At 72.7% G+C, this 16,903-nt stretch carries 12 protein-coding genes and 2 pseudogenes; 6 read left to right on the plus strand and 8 right to left on the minus strand.

All coding sequences use genetic code 11. The annotated features are described in order from the left end of the window. Positions 1-246: 246 nt before the first annotated feature. Positions 247-483: pseudogene (locus ACOV8S_RS30630) on the plus strand (helicase associated domain-containing protein); the annotation flags it as partial. Positions 484-1,428: 945 nt separating this feature from the next. Then, on the plus strand, positions 1,429-1,719 hold the full coding sequence (locus tag ACOV8S_RS30635; protein WP_448321748.1) for a hypothetical protein: 291 nt from the start codon (positions 1,429-1,431) through the stop codon (positions 1,717-1,719). A gap of 207 nt (positions 1,720-1,926) precedes the next feature. On the opposite strand, the gene ACOV8S_RS30640 is transcribed toward ACOV8S_RS30635, so the two are convergent. Then, positions 1,927-2,397: a nuclear transport factor 2 family protein gene (locus tag ACOV8S_RS30640; protein WP_448321749.1), complete on the minus strand. Its 471-nt coding sequence runs from the start codon at positions 2,395-2,397 to the stop codon at positions 1,927-1,929. A 198-nt stretch (positions 2,398-2,595) separates the two neighbouring features. Here ACOV8S_RS30640 and ACOV8S_RS30645 point away from each other — a divergent pair, with 198 nt between their 5' ends. Further along, positions 2,596-3,711 (plus strand): acyl-CoA dehydrogenase family protein, encoded by a 1,116-nt coding sequence (locus tag ACOV8S_RS30645; RefSeq protein WP_448321750.1) that lies wholly within the window; start codon positions 2,596-2,598, stop codon positions 3,709-3,711. Further along, positions 3,708-4,970, plus strand: a complete 1,263-nt coding sequence (locus ACOV8S_RS30650; RefSeq protein WP_448321751.1) for a cytochrome P450 — start codon at positions 3,708-3,710, stop codon at positions 4,968-4,970. The genes ACOV8S_RS30645 and ACOV8S_RS30650 overlap by 4 nt, the downstream gene beginning before the upstream one ends. Before the next feature lie 212 nt (positions 4,971-5,182). On the opposite strand, the pseudogene ACOV8S_RS30655 reads toward ACOV8S_RS30650, so the two are convergent. The 6 genes and pseudogenes from ACOV8S_RS30655 to ACOV8S_RS30680 all read right to left on the minus strand — a co-directional run bounded on the left by ACOV8S_RS30655 (position 5,183) and on the right by ACOV8S_RS30680 (position 13,038). Continuing rightward, positions 5,183-6,529 (minus strand): annotated as a pseudogene (locus ACOV8S_RS30655) (NAD(P)/FAD-dependent oxidoreductase). Positions 6,530-6,577: 48 nt separating this feature from the next. Beyond that, the gene (locus ACOV8S_RS30660) at positions 6,578-7,336 is read right to left on the minus strand and encodes an SDR family NAD(P)-dependent oxidoreductase (RefSeq protein ID WP_448321752.1); all 759 of its coding nucleotides are present in this window, start codon (positions 7,334-7,336) and stop codon (positions 6,578-6,580) included. Between the two features lie 17 nt (positions 7,337-7,353). Beyond that, positions 7,354-8,376, minus strand: a complete 1,023-nt coding sequence (locus tag ACOV8S_RS30665) for an MDR family NADP-dependent oxidoreductase (protein WP_448321753.1) — start codon at positions 8,374-8,376, stop codon at positions 7,354-7,356. A 1,218-nt stretch (positions 8,377-9,594) separates the two neighbouring features. Next, entirely contained in the window at positions 9,595-10,749 is a 1,155-nt protein-coding gene (locus ACOV8S_RS30670; protein WP_448321776.1) for a GDSL-type esterase/lipase family protein, read from the minus strand. A 5-nt stretch (positions 10,750-10,754) separates the two neighbouring features. Next, positions 10,755-11,876 carry a winged helix DNA-binding domain-containing protein gene (locus tag ACOV8S_RS30675; RefSeq protein WP_448321754.1) on the minus strand — a complete coding sequence of 374 codons (1,122 nt, stop codon included), beginning with the start codon at positions 11,874-11,876 and terminating at the stop codon, positions 10,755-10,757. Between the two features lie 40 nt (positions 11,877-11,916). Then, positions 11,917-13,038, minus strand: a complete 1,122-nt coding sequence (locus tag ACOV8S_RS30680; protein WP_448321755.1) for an epoxide hydrolase family protein — start codon at positions 13,036-13,038, stop codon at positions 11,917-11,919. 178 nt (positions 13,039-13,216) lie between these two features. Between ACOV8S_RS30680 and ACOV8S_RS30685 the strand changes: the two genes are divergently transcribed. Both ACOV8S_RS30685 and ACOV8S_RS30690 read left to right on the plus strand, forming a co-directional pair. Beyond that, complete coding sequence (locus ACOV8S_RS30685; RefSeq protein ID WP_448321756.1) at positions 13,217-14,440, plus strand: cytochrome P450; 1,224 nt, start codon at positions 13,217-13,219, stop codon at positions 14,438-14,440. Positions 14,441-14,472: 32 nt separating this feature from the next. Next, positions 14,473-15,585 (plus strand): CoA transferase, encoded by a 1,113-nt coding sequence (locus ACOV8S_RS30690; protein ID WP_448321757.1) that lies wholly within the window; start codon positions 14,473-14,475, stop codon positions 15,583-15,585. A 97-nt stretch (positions 15,586-15,682) separates the two neighbouring features. On the opposite strand, the gene ACOV8S_RS30695 is transcribed toward ACOV8S_RS30690, so the two are convergent. Next, a complete protein-coding gene (locus ACOV8S_RS30695) occupies positions 15,683-16,861 on the minus strand; it encodes an acyltransferase family protein (RefSeq protein ID WP_448321758.1) in 1,179 nt (392 codons plus the stop codon). Positions 16,862-16,903: the final 42 nt, after the last annotated feature.

Raw genomic sequence — 16,903 nt, forward strand, 5'->3', positions numbered from 1 at the left:
GCCCGGAGCTCACCCGCCGAAACCCCCTGACCCGTCATACGGCCCAGCCCACCCGACCCCGCCAACCCCTCACACAGGAACAGCGAAACCCATGACAGCCAGCGACCAACCTGCTAGCCACCCCACAACAGCCGCTTGGTCACCCCATGACAGCGACCACAACCCCGCCCTGGACCCCGCTACCAGGACACCCACATCACGAGCCCGCTGACGCCCACCCACTGCCACCCCACCGCCCAATCACACAAGGTGCAGCAGGCATTCCAGCGGGGCTTGGCGGCCCTCACGCAGTGGGTCGAGCGGGAGGGCGCGGGCCGGCCTGTGCCGAGGGGCCACAGCGAACAGATCACGGTCGACGGCGAGGCGGAGCCGGTAGTCGTGAAGCTGGGCGTGTGGGTCTCGAACACTCGCACTAGGCGAGACAAGCTGACCGCGGAGCAGCTCGACACGCTACGGGAGCTGGGCATGCAGTGGGCGAAGTGATCAGGCAGTAGGAGCCACTGTCAATCGGGGGTGAGGGCTGCGAGTGGGTGCCAGTCGGGGTTGCTCGTTGTGGACCGTCTTCACGACCGCACCGCATCCAGGTAGCGAAGGCTTCGACAAGGCCGGTGTGGAACTGCTCGCCCGGCACAGATCCCGGGTTCTTGCTGGCGTCGTAGAAGGCTACATTCGTGAAGGTGGCGGAGGCAGAAGCGTTGAGGTTTCTGTAGAAGGTGAGCTTGCCGCGGCCGAACCCCACGCCAGGGCTCGTCACCGGCCTGGGTCACGATGAAGGCAGGGTCTGCAGCGCCGGACTGCTGATAGTGGCCGACAGCCCGGCGCATTGCGTCGGCGACGCGGGCCCGGTCACCGGCATCGCGATCAACTGCTCGTCACTGGCCGACGACATGACGGCCGGTGGTGGCGCGAGCTGGCCTGCGCCCGGGCCGGCGGCGAAGTGCGCCGCCACATCAGCACCCGCAACACCGCCCGCGACATGGACGTGCTGCGCGGGGTGTTCGGCGGGGAGCGGCTCTCCTTCGTCGGGTATGCGTACGGCGCCTACGTCGGCGCGGTCTACGGCACGCTTTTCCCCGAGGGACTGGACCGCAGCGTGTTGGACTCCTGCGTCAACCCGGACTGGACCTGGCGCGAGCTGTTCCTCTGGCAGGGGGACGCCGTCCGCCGCGATGTGGGGGGCCTGGGCGGCCTGGACCGGCGAGTGCCGCAGCCGCTTCGCCCTGGGCACTGGGCCGGCGGAGGTGCTCGCCGCCGTGGAGGAGGCGGTGGACCGGTTGGAGGCGCTGCCCGACGGGATCCGGCTGCGGGCCGTCTTCGACGGCGCGGTGGGCACCCGGCCCGGCGGCCGCCGATGCCCTGCTGGCCGGGCAGGGCATCGGCGGCCCCGCAGACAACGAGGGTGATCTGTGGATCGGGGTGCTGGGGGCCATGGCCTTGGAGCACTCCTGGCCGGACGGCATCGAGGTCTGCTACCGGGACATGTGGGAGTTTCGCGAGCGCTTCCCTTACGGCTATGGCGTGCTGCGGGCCCTGTCCTGGGTGGGCGCCTTCCGCATCTTCAGCGCGCTGGAGGAGCCGGTGGTGCCGGTCCGTGACGGCTACCCGGTGGGGTGGGGCTGGTCGTCCAGGCCGGCGGCGACCTGGTGGACCGCTACGACGGTGGAGTCGCGATGGCCGGTCGGCTCGCCACCGGCTGCTGGCGGTGGTCGACTCGGGTGACCACGAGGTTTGTGCGTTCGGCGGCGACAAGTAGGTGGTCTCCCTGGTCGACCGCTATCTGGTGGAGGTTGAGCTGCGGCCGCCCGGCGCCGTCGTGCCGGGGGCCACGGCGCGGCCGGACTTCCCGGCCGACGCTGGGCGGCACCACCGCAGGGCGAGGGCTTCGACCGCGGCGCGGTCGGGGCTGTCGTCCTGCGGTGCGGGGTCTCAGTCGAGCTTCGCCGACCAGTATCCGGCTGGGTCCGGGATGTCGTGGCGCACGGTTCGGCGGTGGGTCAGCAGCTCCCCGTCGTGGCGCACCAGCTCGTCGTGGATGGTGGCGCTGGGCTCGAAGGTCACCTGCCCCTGCTCGTCGGTCACGCTCACCAGGGAGCGGAAGGTGACCGCCACGGTGCCGTTTGGGCGTTCCTCGATCACCAGTTTGTCGAACCAGTGCCGGAAGACGGAGGTGCCGTAGTGCGGCAGCGCCTTGCGCATCTCGGTGACCAGTTGCTCGCGTCCCGCCAGCTCCCAGCCGTCCTTGGCGTGCGCATAGACACCGTCCTCGGTGAAGGTGAGGGCGAACTCTTCCACCTTCCGGTCCTCCAGCAGCGGCAGTTGGTAGGCGTAGAACGCCTGCACCTCCACGTAGAGCCCGGCCGGCACCCGGGGCCGGGTGGTTCCCAACGTCTGTGACACGGTGACTCCTTTTTACCGCTCGTTGTCCGCTGCCGGCGGGCGCGGCGTGTCCAGGATCCCGGGGTGGGCTCGACGGTGGGTCGCGGTCGGCTGGATCCGGGTCGGCGTCGGCCGGTCGACCCGTGGTGCAGCGGACCTCGAGGGGTCCGCGCCACGCTGGTCACACTGGAAGTCTCGTCATCACAGGAGGCCACGAGGATGCCTGCCGACATGCAGCTGGACCTGGGTTTGGCGGAGGCGGCGGAGAGGGTCCGCATCCTTGCGTCCCGTCACGCGGCTGAGGCCGACCGAACCCGGAAGCTGTCGCCCGAGGTGGTGGCGGCGATCCGTGAGGCCGGTTTCGCCCGTCACTTCGTGGCCGCCCGCTGGGGCGGCAGCGAGGGCTCCTTCGCCGAGCTCACCCGTGCGGTCATCGCGGTGGGCGAGGGCTGCCCGGCGACCGCCTGGTGCGCGTCGCTGAGCGCCTACTCCGCGCGGTTCGCCTCGTACCTGCCCGCCGAGGGGCATCACGCGCTCTGGGGTGCCGGGCCGGACGTGGTGGTGGCGACTGCGCTGATACCGTCGGGCAAGGCGGTCCGCACCGGCGGTGGCTGGCGGCTCAGCGGTACCTGGCACTATGTCAGCGGTATCGACTTCGCCGACTGGACGCTGGTGTGCGCCGCTGTCCCGGGCCCTGAGGGTGCGCCGGAGCTGCGTTTCTTCGCGCTTCCCAGCGGTACCTACGGCGTCCAGGAGACCTGGGACAGCGTGGGCATGCGGGCGACCGGCAGCCACACCCTGGTGGCGGACGGCGTCCTGGTGCCCGAGCACTTGTCCTTCGCCCGGACGGAGATGCTGACCGGCCGCAACCGGGACTCCGAGGTGCCCTCCCACAATGTGCCGTTCCAGGCGGTCGGCGGGCTGACCTTCGTGGCCCCGGTGGCCGGCGCGGCCGCCGGGGCGATGAACGCCGCGGTGGCGGTGCTGACCGGCAAGCGCCGCACCCACTCCGTGGAGCTTCAGGTGACCCGGGCGGCGGCGATGCTGGACGCGGCGCGGCACCTGGTCGAGGAGAACGCGCGCACCATCGACGAGCGCGGTCTCACTTTGGAGCTGATGGCCCGCAACGAGCGCAATGCGGTCTTCGCCGCGGAGCTGCTGGTGGAGTCGGTCGGCCTGGCGGTTGCCGCCTCCGGCTCGGGGGGCCTGGGTGAGGGCCTGCCGCTGCAGCGGTTCTGGCGGGATGTCACCACGGCGGCCAGCCATGTGGCGCTCAAGTACGACACGGCTGCCCGGAAGAACTACGCTGCCGTCCTGCTCGGTCCGGAGGCATGACCATGGCACTTATCGAGGCGTCCGCGGCGGAGGCCGAGGTCCAGGCGTTCCCCTTCAGGGGCTCCAGCTACCGGGGTCCCGCACCGGGTTACGACCGGTTGCGCGTCGAGGAGCCGGTGGCGCGGGTCCCGGTCCGTGGCGGCGGTCACACCTGGGTGGTCACCGGTTACGAGGAGGCGCGGGAGGCGCTGACCCACCCGGGCCTCAGCCGGGCGGCCATGTACGGGCCGGGCGCTCCGGAGTTCGAGGGGTTTTTGAAGGCGCCGCCGGAGATGATCGCTTCCATGGACCCGCCGGAGCACACCCGGCTGCGCAAGCTGGTGACCAAGGCGTTCACGGTGCGGCGGATCGAGCTGATGCGGCCGCGTATCCAGGAGTTGGTGGACGGGCTGCTGGACCGGATGGCTGCCGGCGGCACATCCGCCGACCTGGTGGCGGACTTCGCGTCGCCGCTGCCGCTCACGGTCATCTGTGAACTGCTCGGTGTGCCCGTGGGCGACCAGGAGAAGTTCCATCTGTGGGCCCGTCAGTTCGCGTCCGTCTCCGGTCCGCCCGAGGTGGCGAGGGAGGGTGCGGCCATGCTGGGGATGTACATGACCCAGCTGATCGCCGCCAAGCGCGAGGAGCCCTCCGACGACCTGCTGTCGGCGCTGATCGCCGCCCGGGACGAGGACGACCGCCTCACCGAGCAGGAGCTGGTCGTCTTTGGGTACGCGCTGCTGGGCGCCGGTTTCGACACCACCGCCTGCCAGCTCGCCAACTCGGTGCTGGCCCTGGTCGAGCACCACCCCGGGCAGTGGCGGCGGCTGGGCGAGCACCCGGAGGAGGTCCCCGACGCGGTCGAGGAGCTGCTGCGCGGCGTCAACCTCTTCGCCACGGACACCTCCGGCTTCCCCCGGCTCGCCGTCGAGGACGTGACGATCGGCGGGGTGACCGTCCCCAAGGGCGACCCGGTCTTCATCATCCTGTCGTCGGCCAACCACGACCGTACGGTCTTCGCCGACCCCGAGCGGCTGGACTTCGACCGGCAGAACTCCGACCGTGAGGACCGCCGCGGCCACATCGCCTTCGGCCACGGCATCCACCGCTGCCTGGGCGCCCCGCTGGCCCGGCTGGAGCTGGCCGTGGCCATCAGCGGGCTGGCCCGGCGGTTCCCGTCGCTGCGGCTGTCGGTGCCGGAGAGCGCGCTGCGCTGGCATCCGGGGGATGTGAACCACAGCCTGGCGGCGCTGCCGGTGCGCTGGGACGGCCCCAGCTGACCATCCGGCCGGATACAGCGGGCGCACACTGACGGCCCGGACCTGTGTGGGGGTCCGGGCCGTCGTGGTCTGTGGGCGGGGCATCCCGGCATCGGAGCGGCGCTGGATGCGCCGCGCAGGCTCCCGGGTGAAGGCGGGCACGGGCGGGCGTCCCCGCGTCGGGGTGCCGCAGGGCGGCGGCCCGGGGTGCGGGGATCTGTGGCGTACGGGTGTCAGGCCGTCTGCGGGTGGCGGGTGCGGGCCTTGAGGCCGAGGCCGGGGGCGGCGGTCTCCTCGGGGGTCAGGTCCGCGTCGCTGGCCGGCAGCCGGCGGCTGATCATGTGGTCGGCGGGCCGGTTCACCGGCTCCACCCCGGCCAGCGGGCCGGTGCGTTAGCAGAACACCGAGAGGCGGTCCCCGGCGACATCGCCGGCCACCATGGTGCGGTCGTGTCCCGCGGTGATCCCGGCGATCTGGAGTCTCAGCCCGTACTGCTTTGTCCAGAGGCACGGCACCGCCGCATGGCGCTCCGGCTGCCCGCAGAGGGCCGCCGCCGCGCTGCGGGCCTGGTCTGCGGCGTTCTGCACGGACTCCAGGCGCAGATGGCGCCCCGCGTGCGGGCTGGGGAAGCGAGCGCAGTCACCGATCGCAGTCACCGATCGCAGTCGCCGATCGCAGTCGCCGATCGTATGGGTGGCGCTGTCGCTGGTGCGCAGGTCCTCGTCGACCACGATGCCGTCCCCGACCCGCAGCCCCGCGGCGACCGCCAGGTCGGCGGGCAGCCGCTCCCCGCCGTCCGGCTCGACCACCCGCACCTGGCCGCGCGCGTCGCCGCGCAGGGCCACCGGCTCGCGCTGGAGCTCCACCCTGACCCCCTGGTCGCGGTGGGCGGCGACCAGGGGGTCGGACATCCCGGGGGTGACCGCTCGGGCCATCACCCGGGGCAGCGCCTCCACCACGGTGACCCGGTGCCCCGCCTCCCGGGCGGTGGCGGCGAGCTCCATGCCGATGAACCCGGCGCCGGCCACCACCACGTCGAGCGGGCCGCGGGCGGTGAGCCGCCGCCGTAGCACCTGGGCGTCGGCGAGGTCGTGCAGGGTGAGCACTCCGGACAGCTCGGCGCCGGGCACGGGCAGGGTTGGGGGCCGGGTACCGGTCGCCGGCACCGCGTGGTCGTACGGGAGCCGGCGGCCGGGTGCCAGGCCGGCGCTTGTGCCCTCGCGGTCCAGCTGCACGGCGCGGTCGGTGCGCACCAGCTCGGTCTGCTGGTCGGCGAACCGTGAGGCGGGGCGCAGTTCCAGCTCGGCCGCCTCCAGCCGGCCGGCCAGAAAGGCCTTGGACAGCGGCGGCCGCTGGTAGGGCAGGTCGGGCTCGTCGCCGACGAGGGTGGTCCGGCCGTCGAAGCCACGGGTGCGCGGGGCGGCCGCGGTGCCGGTGCCGGCCTGCCCGGCACCGACGACGACGGTCGGGACGGCCGTCAGAGCTGGGTCTGCGGCAGAGGGACCACCAGTGCGTCGATCTCGTCCGGGATCGGGATCGGGCAGCTGAGCCTGCTGGTCCAGGAGGTCTCGAAACAGCAGGGGGCGCCCCTGGTCACCCGGGGGCGCCCCCTGCTCGGCCGTACGGTGTCAGCTGAGGTCCATACCGCCGTCGAGGGTGATGATCTGACCGGTCACCAGCTCACTGGCCGGCTCGGCGAGGCGGGTGATCCAGGGGGTGATGTCGGCGACGTCCCCGACCCGGCCGAGCGGGATGTCGTTCTTCACGTGCTCGAAGAGCCCGGCGACCTGCTCCGGGCCCAGTCCGTTGGCCGCGTAGGCGTCGGTGCGGACGAAGCCCGGGGCGACCGCGTTGACCCGGATGCCCCGGGGGGCGAGCTCCGCGGCCCAGCTCCGGGTCAGGCTGTGCACCGCGGCCTTGCTGGCCGCGTACACCGAGCCGCCGGGCGACGGGTTGTGGCCCGCCCGGCTGGAGACCAGCACGATGGAGCCGCCGGGTGCCCGCAGCAGCGGCAGCAACCGCCCGGTGAGCAGCAGCGGACCGGTCAGGTTGATGTCCAGCACCTCGCGGACGACGTCCGCGTCCAGCGCGTCCAGCGGGCTGAAGCGGAAGACGCCGGCGTTGTGCACCAGGACGTCCAGGGTGCCGCCGCGGGCCTGGACGGCCTCGGCGACCGCGTCGGCGCCGGCGGCCTGGGTGACGTCCGCGGTCACCGGGACCACGGCGGGGTGCAGCGCGGCGACCTCGGCCAGCCGCTCGGGGCGGCGGCCGGTGACGACCACGGTGGAGGCGCCGAGTTCGGCGAAGGCCAGGGCGGTGGCCCGGCCGATGCCGGTGCCGCCGCCGGTGACCACCACGGTTTGCTCGGCGAAGGTCTTGTCGGACATGGGGGCACGCCTTTCTGTCAGGTCAGCCGGGCGACGACGGTGCCGCTGAAGCGGCGGTCCAGCAGGGCCAGGAAGTTGGCGGGCAGGGCGGCTGTACCGCCCTCGACGGCGGTGTGCGGGAAGACGATGCGCTCTTCACGCAGCCAGCGGCCGAAGTGCTCGTTCCAGTCGGCGATCTGCTCGGGGGTGTGCAGGGTGGCGAAGGGGCGGAGCACCAGTTCCTTGGGGAAGGCCGCCATCAGGTCCAGCCGGGGCCGGCCGCCGTCCCCCGGGCCGAGCTGCCCGGACAGCGCCCCGCAGAGCGCGAAACGGGCGCCGGGGGCGGCCGCCTTGACCGCTGCCTCGAACTGCTCGCCGCCGACGTTGTCGAAGAAGACGTCGATGCCGTCGGGGGCCAGTTCCTTGAGCTGCTCCGCCACCGGGCCCTCGTGGTAGTCGAAGGCGGCGTCGAAGCCCAGCTCCTGCACCAGGTAGTCGATCTTCTCCTTGGAGCCGGTGCTGCCGATCACGCGTTTGGCACCGCGCAGCCGGGCGATCTGGCCGGCCAGCGAGCCGACGCCGCTGGTGGCCCCGGAGACGAAGACGGTGTCCCCGTCCGCGACCTGGGCCATGTCCACCATGCCGCGCCAGGCGGTGGGGCCCTGGGAGAGGAAGTACTCCGGGGAGGGCAGCAGCTCGCGGTCGCGGCGGAAGAAGGCCTGCGCGTAGTTGACGGCGTAGTCCCGCCAGCCGAAGAAGTGCTCCACCAGGTCACCGACGGCCAGGTCGGGGCTCTGCGAGGCGACCACGGTGCCGACGGTGCGGCCCCACATGGCCTCGCCCGGCTGGAAGACCGGGATCGGCAGGTCGGTGCCGGGGATCATCTGGTCGCGGTAGACGGCGCCCAGCGACATCCACTCGTTGCGGACGACCACCTGGCCGCCGGTGGGCTCCGGCAGCTCGGCCTCGGCCACGGTGAAGTGCTTCGGCCCCACCTCGCCGTCCGGGTAGGAGGCGAGCCGCACCTCGCGGCTCACGGCGGGGATGGACTCATGGGTCATGGGTGACTCCTCGGTTGTCTCGGGCGGTTCACCAGAGGACGGGCAGGGCGGGCAGGCCGGTGTTGACGTCGCCGGTCCGCCGGCGCAGGTCGGTCTGCGGCACGGCGAGGCGTAGCCCCGGGAGCCGACGTGCCAGGCCCTCGACGGCGGTGGCGGTCTCCGGGCGCGCCGGCGGCGCGCCCGTGCAGTGGTGGATGCCGGCGCCGAAGGCCGGATGGGGGTTGTCGGCGCGGGTGGAGTCCAGCCGGTCGGGGCGGCGAAGACCTCGGCGTCGCGGTTGGCGGAGGCCAGGGACACCGCGTCCTGGGCGGGGGTGGTGAGCTCGCCCCGGTGACGTCCTGGGTGGCGATGCGGGGCAGGCCCGGGGTGTCGGTGGCGAAGAGGTTCACCCCCTGCAGCAGCTCCTTCACGGCCGCGGGGACCAGCGACGGGTCCTCCCCCGGCGCGCGCCAGGTGTCGGGGTGGTCGGCGATCGGTGCGGAGAGGATGTCGTCGGCGGGGTGCTCGCGCTTTTCGGTCACCAGGCCGGCGATGTACCCGCCGAGCTGCTCGCGGGCGGCGATCGCTTCCTCCTTCGGGCCGCCTACGGCGGCGAGCTGCCGTTCCCAGTCGTGGAGGCGGTCGCGGTCGGCCTGCGGGGCGTCGAGCAGTTCGCAGGTCACGGTCAGCGCCAGGGGGGTGGCGAAGCCGTCCAGCGGGTCGGTCGGGGCTTCGCCGGAAGCCCTCTTGGCGGCCAGCTCGTCCGGCAGCCGGTCGACCGGCTCGGTCACTCGGGGTGCGATGGGGCGCGCCCGCGCGGCGTCGGACGCCTGCTCCGTGAGCCGGCGCGGTCGGGTGGGGTCCGGCGGGTCCAGGGAGACGATTATTGCGGGCGGCGCCTGGGACAGGCCGCCGAGCTGCGGCGCCCCAAGGGCGTGCACCGCTGCCCGGCTGAACCGGTGGTCGGCGGCCGGCGACCGGATGTCCTCGTACCTGGTCACCAGCCCGGCGGAGCCGCCCTGCGCCACCGCGACCTGGGCGGCCGGCCGCCTCGCCCGCAGCCGGGCGGAGCGGGGGTCGGGCCCTTGGAAGGTCGAACCGGGGAAGGGAAGGGGGGAGGGTTCCTCAGCGGGCACGGTGTCACCTCCGCGTCGCGGGCCGTCGGTGTCTGCAGGTCCGTGGCCGGGGGACACGGGGACCAGCAGCACGCTAGGCGGGCGGACTCGAAGCCCGATCGCCTCAGCCTCGAAGCGGGCCGCCGGGCCGCAGCGCCAGCTCGGCGAAGCGCTCGCCGATGAGGCGGTGGGCGGCGGCGTCGGGGTGCAGGGCGTCGGGCAGCGGCAGTTCCGCGGCGTCCTTCTCGCCGTAGAGGGTGCGTCCGTCCAGGTAGTGCAGCCGGGGGTCCTGCGCCGCGCGCTCGGCCACGATGCGGGCGAGTTCGGCGCGGACGACCTGGAGGGTGAGCCGGCCGGCGGGCACCTCGGCGGGGTCGCCCAGGGCGTGGAAGCCGAAGGAGCCGGATTCCCAGGAGGGCACCAGCGGCCCGGGGCGTTCCTCGGCCTCGGGGCACAGGATCGGTGACACCACCAGCAGTGGAGTGTCCGGGTGGCCCTCGCGGATGGTGTCCAGGAAGCCGTGCACGGCGGGGGTGAGGACCCGCAGCCGCATTCCGTCGGTCCCCACGATGTTGATGCCGACCTTGATGCTGATCAGGTCGGCGGGGGTGTCGCGGATGGCCCGGGCGGTGAAGGGGTCCAGCATGCAGTGGCCGGCGAGCCCCAGGTTGACCAGGCTGACGCCCGCCCGGGCTGCGGCCACACTGGGCCAGATGCCGGTGGGGCTGAGCTGGTCGGCGCCATGGCTGATGGAGCTGCCGTGGTGCAGCCAGACCGGTTGCCGGGACGGGGCCGGCGGCTCCACCGGGGCGTCGCTGCGCAGTGCCAGCAGCTCGGTCATCTCCCCCTGGGGGAGCCATAGTTCGATGTTCTTGAGGCGGTCCGGCAGGCCGTCGAAGCGTACGGTGCCGGGCCGCCCGGGGACGGTGCGGGCCTGTCCGGTGGCGGGGTCGACATGGATGCGGTCCCCGTCGCGGACGACGGTCCAGCCGGCCGGTGCTCCGTCGACCAGCAGCTCGTAGCGCCCGTCGGGGAAGGCGGCGTCGCCCGGCAGGACTGTCTTGGTGGCCCTCACGTCCAGCTCCAGTACGGTGGCCGCGGTGCGGAACGCCAGCCGTACGCCGGCCGGCTGGGCGACCACCATCCGGAAGTGGGCGTCGTCCACCTGCGCCCGGGCGCCGGCGGGGAGCCGCTGCGGGCGCAGCCCGGTGGCGGTCCGTTCCAGCTCCAGGGCGCCGAGGACCGCCACCGGGCCGCCGTCGAGGGGGATGGGGGTCAGTTCCGTCACGATTCACTTCCTGTGGGGGTGGAGAGCCGGACGTCGTGGTCGGCGTCGGGCTCGGCGAATGCCAGCAGCCGGGCGGCCTCGGCGGAGACCGCCGACCAGTCGGTTCGGTTCAGGGGGCGGAAGGGGTCCACCAGCAGGGTTGCGGTGGAGCGCTGCCGGGTGAGTTTCCAGGCGCCGCGCACCGCGCCGTCGACCATGAAGGTGGGCCTCATGCCGTTGCGGGTCATCACCAGGCGGCGGTCCTCGTCGGAGATCACCCGGGTGCGGTCGGCGTGCGAGGCCAGCAGGTTGTCGTACTCGGGCAGGAAGCGCACCGGGGCGGGGGTGTCGGGATCCGGGCGTGGGGCGTCGGGCAGGTCGAACAGTTCGCGGCCGCCCTCGGTGCGGAAGGTGCGCAGCCGGGGCCGCAGCCGCTCCAGCAGCGGGCGCAGCCGGACCAGTCCGGCCCAGGTCTGGACGTCCTGCACGGACGCGGGGCCGAAGGCCGCCAGATAGCGCAGCACCAGTGTCTCGGGGGTCGGCAGCGCGTCCGGGTCGGGGCCGGGGCCGGCCCAGGAGTCGGCCGTGGCGTAGCGGGTGGTGCCGCCGACGCCCCAGACCGCTCGTGGCGGGACCTGCACCAGGGGCACCAGATTGCGGACCACATAGGTGAGGGCTCTGGCGTCGCGGTCCGGCCACAGCTTGTGCAACCGCTCGCCCAGTTCCTTGGTGGTGAGCGCCTCGGCGTCGAGGAGTTCTTGGCCGGCGGCGGCCACCGCGGCCCGGTCGAGTCCGTCGGTGGCCTGGCGGAAGGCGGTGTCCAGTTCCCGGTCGAGGGCGGGCTGCACCCAGGGGCGCAGTGCCCGGCTGTCGTCCGGGGTGACCAGGTGGATGGTGCTGCGCATCAGTCCGATGCGTAGCAGCCGCCGCTCGTTGAGCGCGTCGGCCAGGTGCTCGGTGCGGAAGTTCCGCAGCCGCGTCCAGAGTCCGAAGTAGGGGGCGTACGGCGCTTGGGCCTGCATGCCCACCAGTAGTTCGACCGCGGGTACCGCACCCAGTTCGGCCCGGGAGAGCAGCAGCTGGCGGGCCAGGGTGGCGCGTCCCAGCGCGCGGGGGCCGAGTACGGGCTGGTCCGGCATGTGGCTCCTCGGTGGTTCTGGGTTCGTCCGGTCGAGTCTGTCAGCGCAACTCGCGGAAGAACGAACGAAGTTCACCGGCGAGCAGTTCCGGCTGCTCCATCGCGGGGAAGTGGCCGCCGTGCTCGTGGTCGGTCCAGCGGCGCAGGTCGGTGAAGCGCCGTTCGATCCACGGCCGGGGCATCCGTCCGTCCTTGGGGAAGATGGAGATCCCGGTGGGGACGTCGACCTGCCCCAGCGCCATCTTGTTCTGGCTCTCCCAGTAGAGCCGCCCGGAGGAGGCGGCGGTGGCGGCGAACCAGCCCACGGAGACGGCGTCCAGCAGGCGGTCGCGGGAGAATGCCTTCTCCAGCTCCCCGTCGTGGTCGCTCCAGGACCAGTACTTCTCCGCCATCCAGGCCAGCTGCCCGGCCGGCGAGTCGGTGAGGCCGTAGGCCAGGGTCTGCGGGCGGGTGGTCTGGATCACCGAGTAGCCGCCCTCGGTCTGCTGGAACTCCTTGAGGGCGGCCAGGCCCGCCAGGTCCCGCTGGGACAGCTCGACCTGCTCCTTGGGCGGGCGGGCGAAGGGCATCGCCAGGTAGATGCCGGCGAGGCGTCCGGTGTCGGTCTCGCCGAGGATGCCGGTGATGAACGACCCCCAGTCCACCCCGTGGGCGCCGTAGCGGTGGTAGCCCAGCCTGGTCATCAGCTCCGTCCAGGCTGCGGCGGTGCGCTCGGCCGTCCAGCCGGTGCCGGACGGCTTGTCGCTGAATCCGTAGCCGGGCAGCGACGGGCAGACCACGTGGAAGGCGTCCGCGGGGTCCTCGGGGTGGGTCAGTGTCCCGATGAGGTCCAGGAACTCCACCACCGAGCCGGGCCAGCCGTGGGTGATCAGCAGCGGCAGCGCGTTGGGGTGCGGCGAGCGGGCGTGCAGGAAGTGGATGCCGAGGCCGTCGATCTCGGTGCGGAACTGCGGCACGGCGTTCAGCCGGGCTTCGGCGGCCCGCCAGTCGTAGCGGGTGGCCCAGTACTCGCACAGCTCCTGTGCCCAGGCCAGCGGGACGCCCTGGGACCAGTCGGCGACGGTCTCGGCCTCGGGCCAGCGGGTCATGGCCAGGCGCCGCCGCAGGTCGTCGAGGTCCGCCTGGGGGATCTCGACGCGGAAGGGCGTGATCGCGGTGCTCATGCGACGTTCCTCCTGAAGCGCTGAAGCGCTGCGGCGTTGCGGTCCCGGCCGACGCTACGGGCGGCCCCTGGAGCGGAGGTCGAGCACCCGTGGTGCGGCCAGAGGTTCGAGTCCGCTTCCGGTTCGTCTCCAGATCGCGGTGCCACCCTTCCCGCGAAGGACGAGAAAGGGAGTCGTCGTGACATCAAGCATCAGCGAGGCCGCACCGAGCGGGCTCGACTCACCGTTCCCCTGGGACCGGAAGTGCCCGTTCTCGCCGCCGGACCAGTACGCGCAGCTGGTGGCGGAGCAGCCGATCGGCAAGACCATGCTGGCCACCGGCCGTGAGGCCTGGCTGATCACCGGGTACCACAACATCCGGCAGCTGCTCACCGATCCCCGGGTCAGCTCCTCCCGCCGGGAGGAGAACTTCCCGTTCTACTTCCCGATCCCCGAGGTCTTCCGCACCGAGACCTCGTTCATCGGGTACGACCCGCCGGAGCACACCCGTACCCGCCGTAAGGCGGCCATCACCTTCACCTACCGTCAGACCCAGAAGCTCCGGCCGCAGATCGAGAAGATCGTGGACGAGACGATCGACCGGATGATCGCCAAGGGCTCCCCGGTCGACCTGCACCACGAGTTGTCGCTGCCGATTCCGATGACCGTCATCTGCCTGCTGCTGGGCATCCCCTACGAGGACCACGAGTTCTTCCAGAAGCACGGCGCGGTGCTGCTGGCCGGCGACAGCACGACGCAGCAGCGGCAGGCCGCCATGGTGGAGGTGGGGGGGTACCTGGAGAACCTGATCGCCCTCAAGGAGAAGACCCCGGGCGACGACCTGCTGAGCCGGGCGATCGATGAGTACCGCAGCTCCGGCGAGGAGTACGAGACCCGCGACCTGGTCAACCTGTGCCGGCTGCTGATGAACGGCGGCCACGAGACCACCGCCAGCATGATCTCCATCGGCACCGCCTGCCTGCTGGAGCACCCCGAGGAGCTGGCCAAGCTCAAGGCCGACCCGTCGCTGGTGCCCGCCGCGCTCGAGGAGGTGATCCGCTTCCTGACCATCGGGGACGCGGCCATCGCCCGGGTCGCCATGGAGGACATCGAGATCGGCGGGGTGACCATCCCCAAGGGCGACGGCATCCTCTGTGTGGCCTTCACCGGCAACCGGGACCCGGAGGTCTACGAGAACCCGGACCAGCTGATCCTGGAGCGCGGCAACCGCAAGCACCTGGGCTTCGGCTACGGCCTGCACCACTGCATCGGTGCGGACCTGGCCCGTCTGGAGCTGGAGATCGTCTGGAGCAAGCTCTTCCAGCGGCTGCCGGACCTGCGGCTCGCCATCCCCTACAAGGACATCAGGACCAAGGAGGGTGCGGTCATCTACGGCGTGTGGGAGCTGCCGGTCGAGTTCTGAGCCGTCCGCGGTGGCCGGGAGGAGTGGGTCTCATGGGCCCTGCGCGGGGTCTGCGGGTCGTGGAGCCGGCGGCGATCGGGCCGGCGCCGTTCGCCTGCATGATGCCGGCCGACCTCGGCGCCGACGTGGTGCGGGTGGACCGGGTCGACGGCGCCCGTCCCTTCGCGCCCCGGCGCCGGGTGCTGGACCGGGGGCGCCGGTCGGTCGCCCTGGACCTGAGGTCGGGGCCGGTCGTCGGGGCGCTGCTGCGCCTGGTCGAGCGGTTTGACGTCCTGGTCGAGGGCTTCGGGCCGGGCGTCGCCGAACGGCTCGGGGTCGGCCCCGGGCCGTGCGCGGCGCGCGATCCGGGTCCGGTCCACGCCCGGATGACGGGCTGGTGGCAGGACGGTCCGCTGTCCGGCGCCCGCGGACATGACATCAACTACATCGCCTTGTCGGGAGCGTTGCACGCGGTCGGCAGGGCGGGCGGGCCCCCGGTCGGGCCGGTCAATGTGCTGGGCGACTTCGCCGGCGGCGGGCTGCTGCTCGTCGCCGGCGTCCTTGTGGCGCTCCACGAGCGGCAGCGGTCCGGGCTCGGGCAGGTCGTCGGCGCCGCCGTCGCGGGCGGTACGGCGGCCATGCTCGGCATGCTCATGGGCATGGCCGGGGCCGGGCGGTGGCGGCAGGAGCGCGGCCGCACCCTGCTGGACGGCGGCGCCCTTTTCTACGGCGTCCACGCCTGCGCGGAGGGCGGCCATGTGGCCGTGGGTGCGCTGGAGGAGCGCTTCTGCCGGGCGCTGCTGACCGGGCTGGGCCTGGGCGGCGAGGCGCTGGGCGGCCGCGACGGCCCGGCGCAGTGGCCGGGGCTGCGGGCGCGGTTCGCCGGGCGTTTCGCGTCCCGGACCCGCGAGTGGTGGGCGGCGGCCTTCGCGGGCACCGAGGCCTGTGTGTCCGCGGTGCTCACCACCGCGGAGGCCGCCGCCCATCGGCATCACGTGGCGGGTGGCACCCACCGCCGGCCGGGTGGGGGGCTGCTGGAGCCCGCCCCGCACCGAGGTTCACCCGCGCCGCGGCCGTGCTCCCGGGGCCTGCGCCGCAGCCGGGCGGCCCCACCCGGGAGGTGCCGGCGCAGTGCGGGCCGGCACCGGAGGAGACCGATCTGCTGACGGCGGCCGGCTGACGGCGGCCGCCGGGCACCACGGCACCACAAAGCCCCTGCACATCCGGCGTGCAGGGGCTTTGTGGTGTGTGCCGGGCCGTGGCTCAGGCGACCTTGACCAGTCTGGACTCCACCGCGGGCTCGACGACGGCCTGCCGGGCGCCTCGGGGGCTGCCCCAGCGCTTCATGATGGGGCGCTCCACAAAGGTGTACAGGACCCAGGAGACGGCCAGGCTGACCACCAGGTTCAGCAGGATCAGTCCGGTGGTCGCCCAGCTGCCCAGGGCGCCCTGGGTGATCAGCCTGCCGAACCCGGCCATCACCACGCTGTGCACCATGTAGAAGGCGAAGGAGATCTCGCCCAGCAGCACCAGCACCCGGTTCTGCAGGAAGGAGCTTTGGCCGCCGATGTCCAGGGCCGCCGTCGCCGGGATCACCAGCGCCACCGGGACGATGGTGACGGCCACCAGGCTGAAGCCGTAGGGGGCGTGCAGCGCACCGGCGTACGCGCCGGCGGCCAGCACCAGCGGCACCCAGAGCGGCAGCCGCACCCAGCGGCCGTTGAGCACGATCAGCGCCATGAGGATGCCGAGCACGAACTCCAGCATGCGCACCGGCGGGAAGGCGTAGATGAACCAGGTCTCCCACTGCGAGACCGGGTTGCCGACCGGGCCGCCGATCGGCGGCATCAGCGGGGCGCCGGGGAGCAGCCGGGCTGCCAGCGGCACCAGGGCGATCGCCGCGGTGACGCCGATGGCCCAGCGCCACAGGTGCTCGGCGCGGATCCGGCGCAGCCCGCTGAAGAGCAGCGGGAAGGAGAGGTAGAAGAAGAGCTCGCAGGAGAGCGACCAGCTGGGGATGTTGACCATGTTGGCGATATCCGCGCGGGGCAGCCAGGTCTGTACCAGGAACAGGTTGAGCAGCGAGGTGTCCCAGGCCGCGGTGGCCCAGGCGGTGACCGCCATGGCCAGAGCGAAGGTGACCAGGTGCATCGGGTAGATCTTGAACAGCCGGCGGCGCCAGAACCGTGGCGTGGTGTCGTCCCGGCGGGCCGACCAGGCCAGGACGAAGCCGCTGAGGACGAAGAAGAAGGAGACGCCGACGGCGCCGGACTTGTTGACGAGCGAGGTGAAGTCGTCGCGGTACGAGGGCTGGTTGAAGAACGCCACGAAGCCCGCGTGGCAGAAGAAGACGAGAAGGGCTGCGAAGAATCTCATGCTGGTGAGCGAGGAGAGCCGGGCGCGTGGGCCTCTGGACTCCTGGATCTGGGTCGGCGCGGGCATCGCGCTCCTCCCTTGGCAGGCGGGCTGGCAGGACTTGGCGGA

The organism is Streptomyces sp. CO7, from assembly GCF_053474865.1.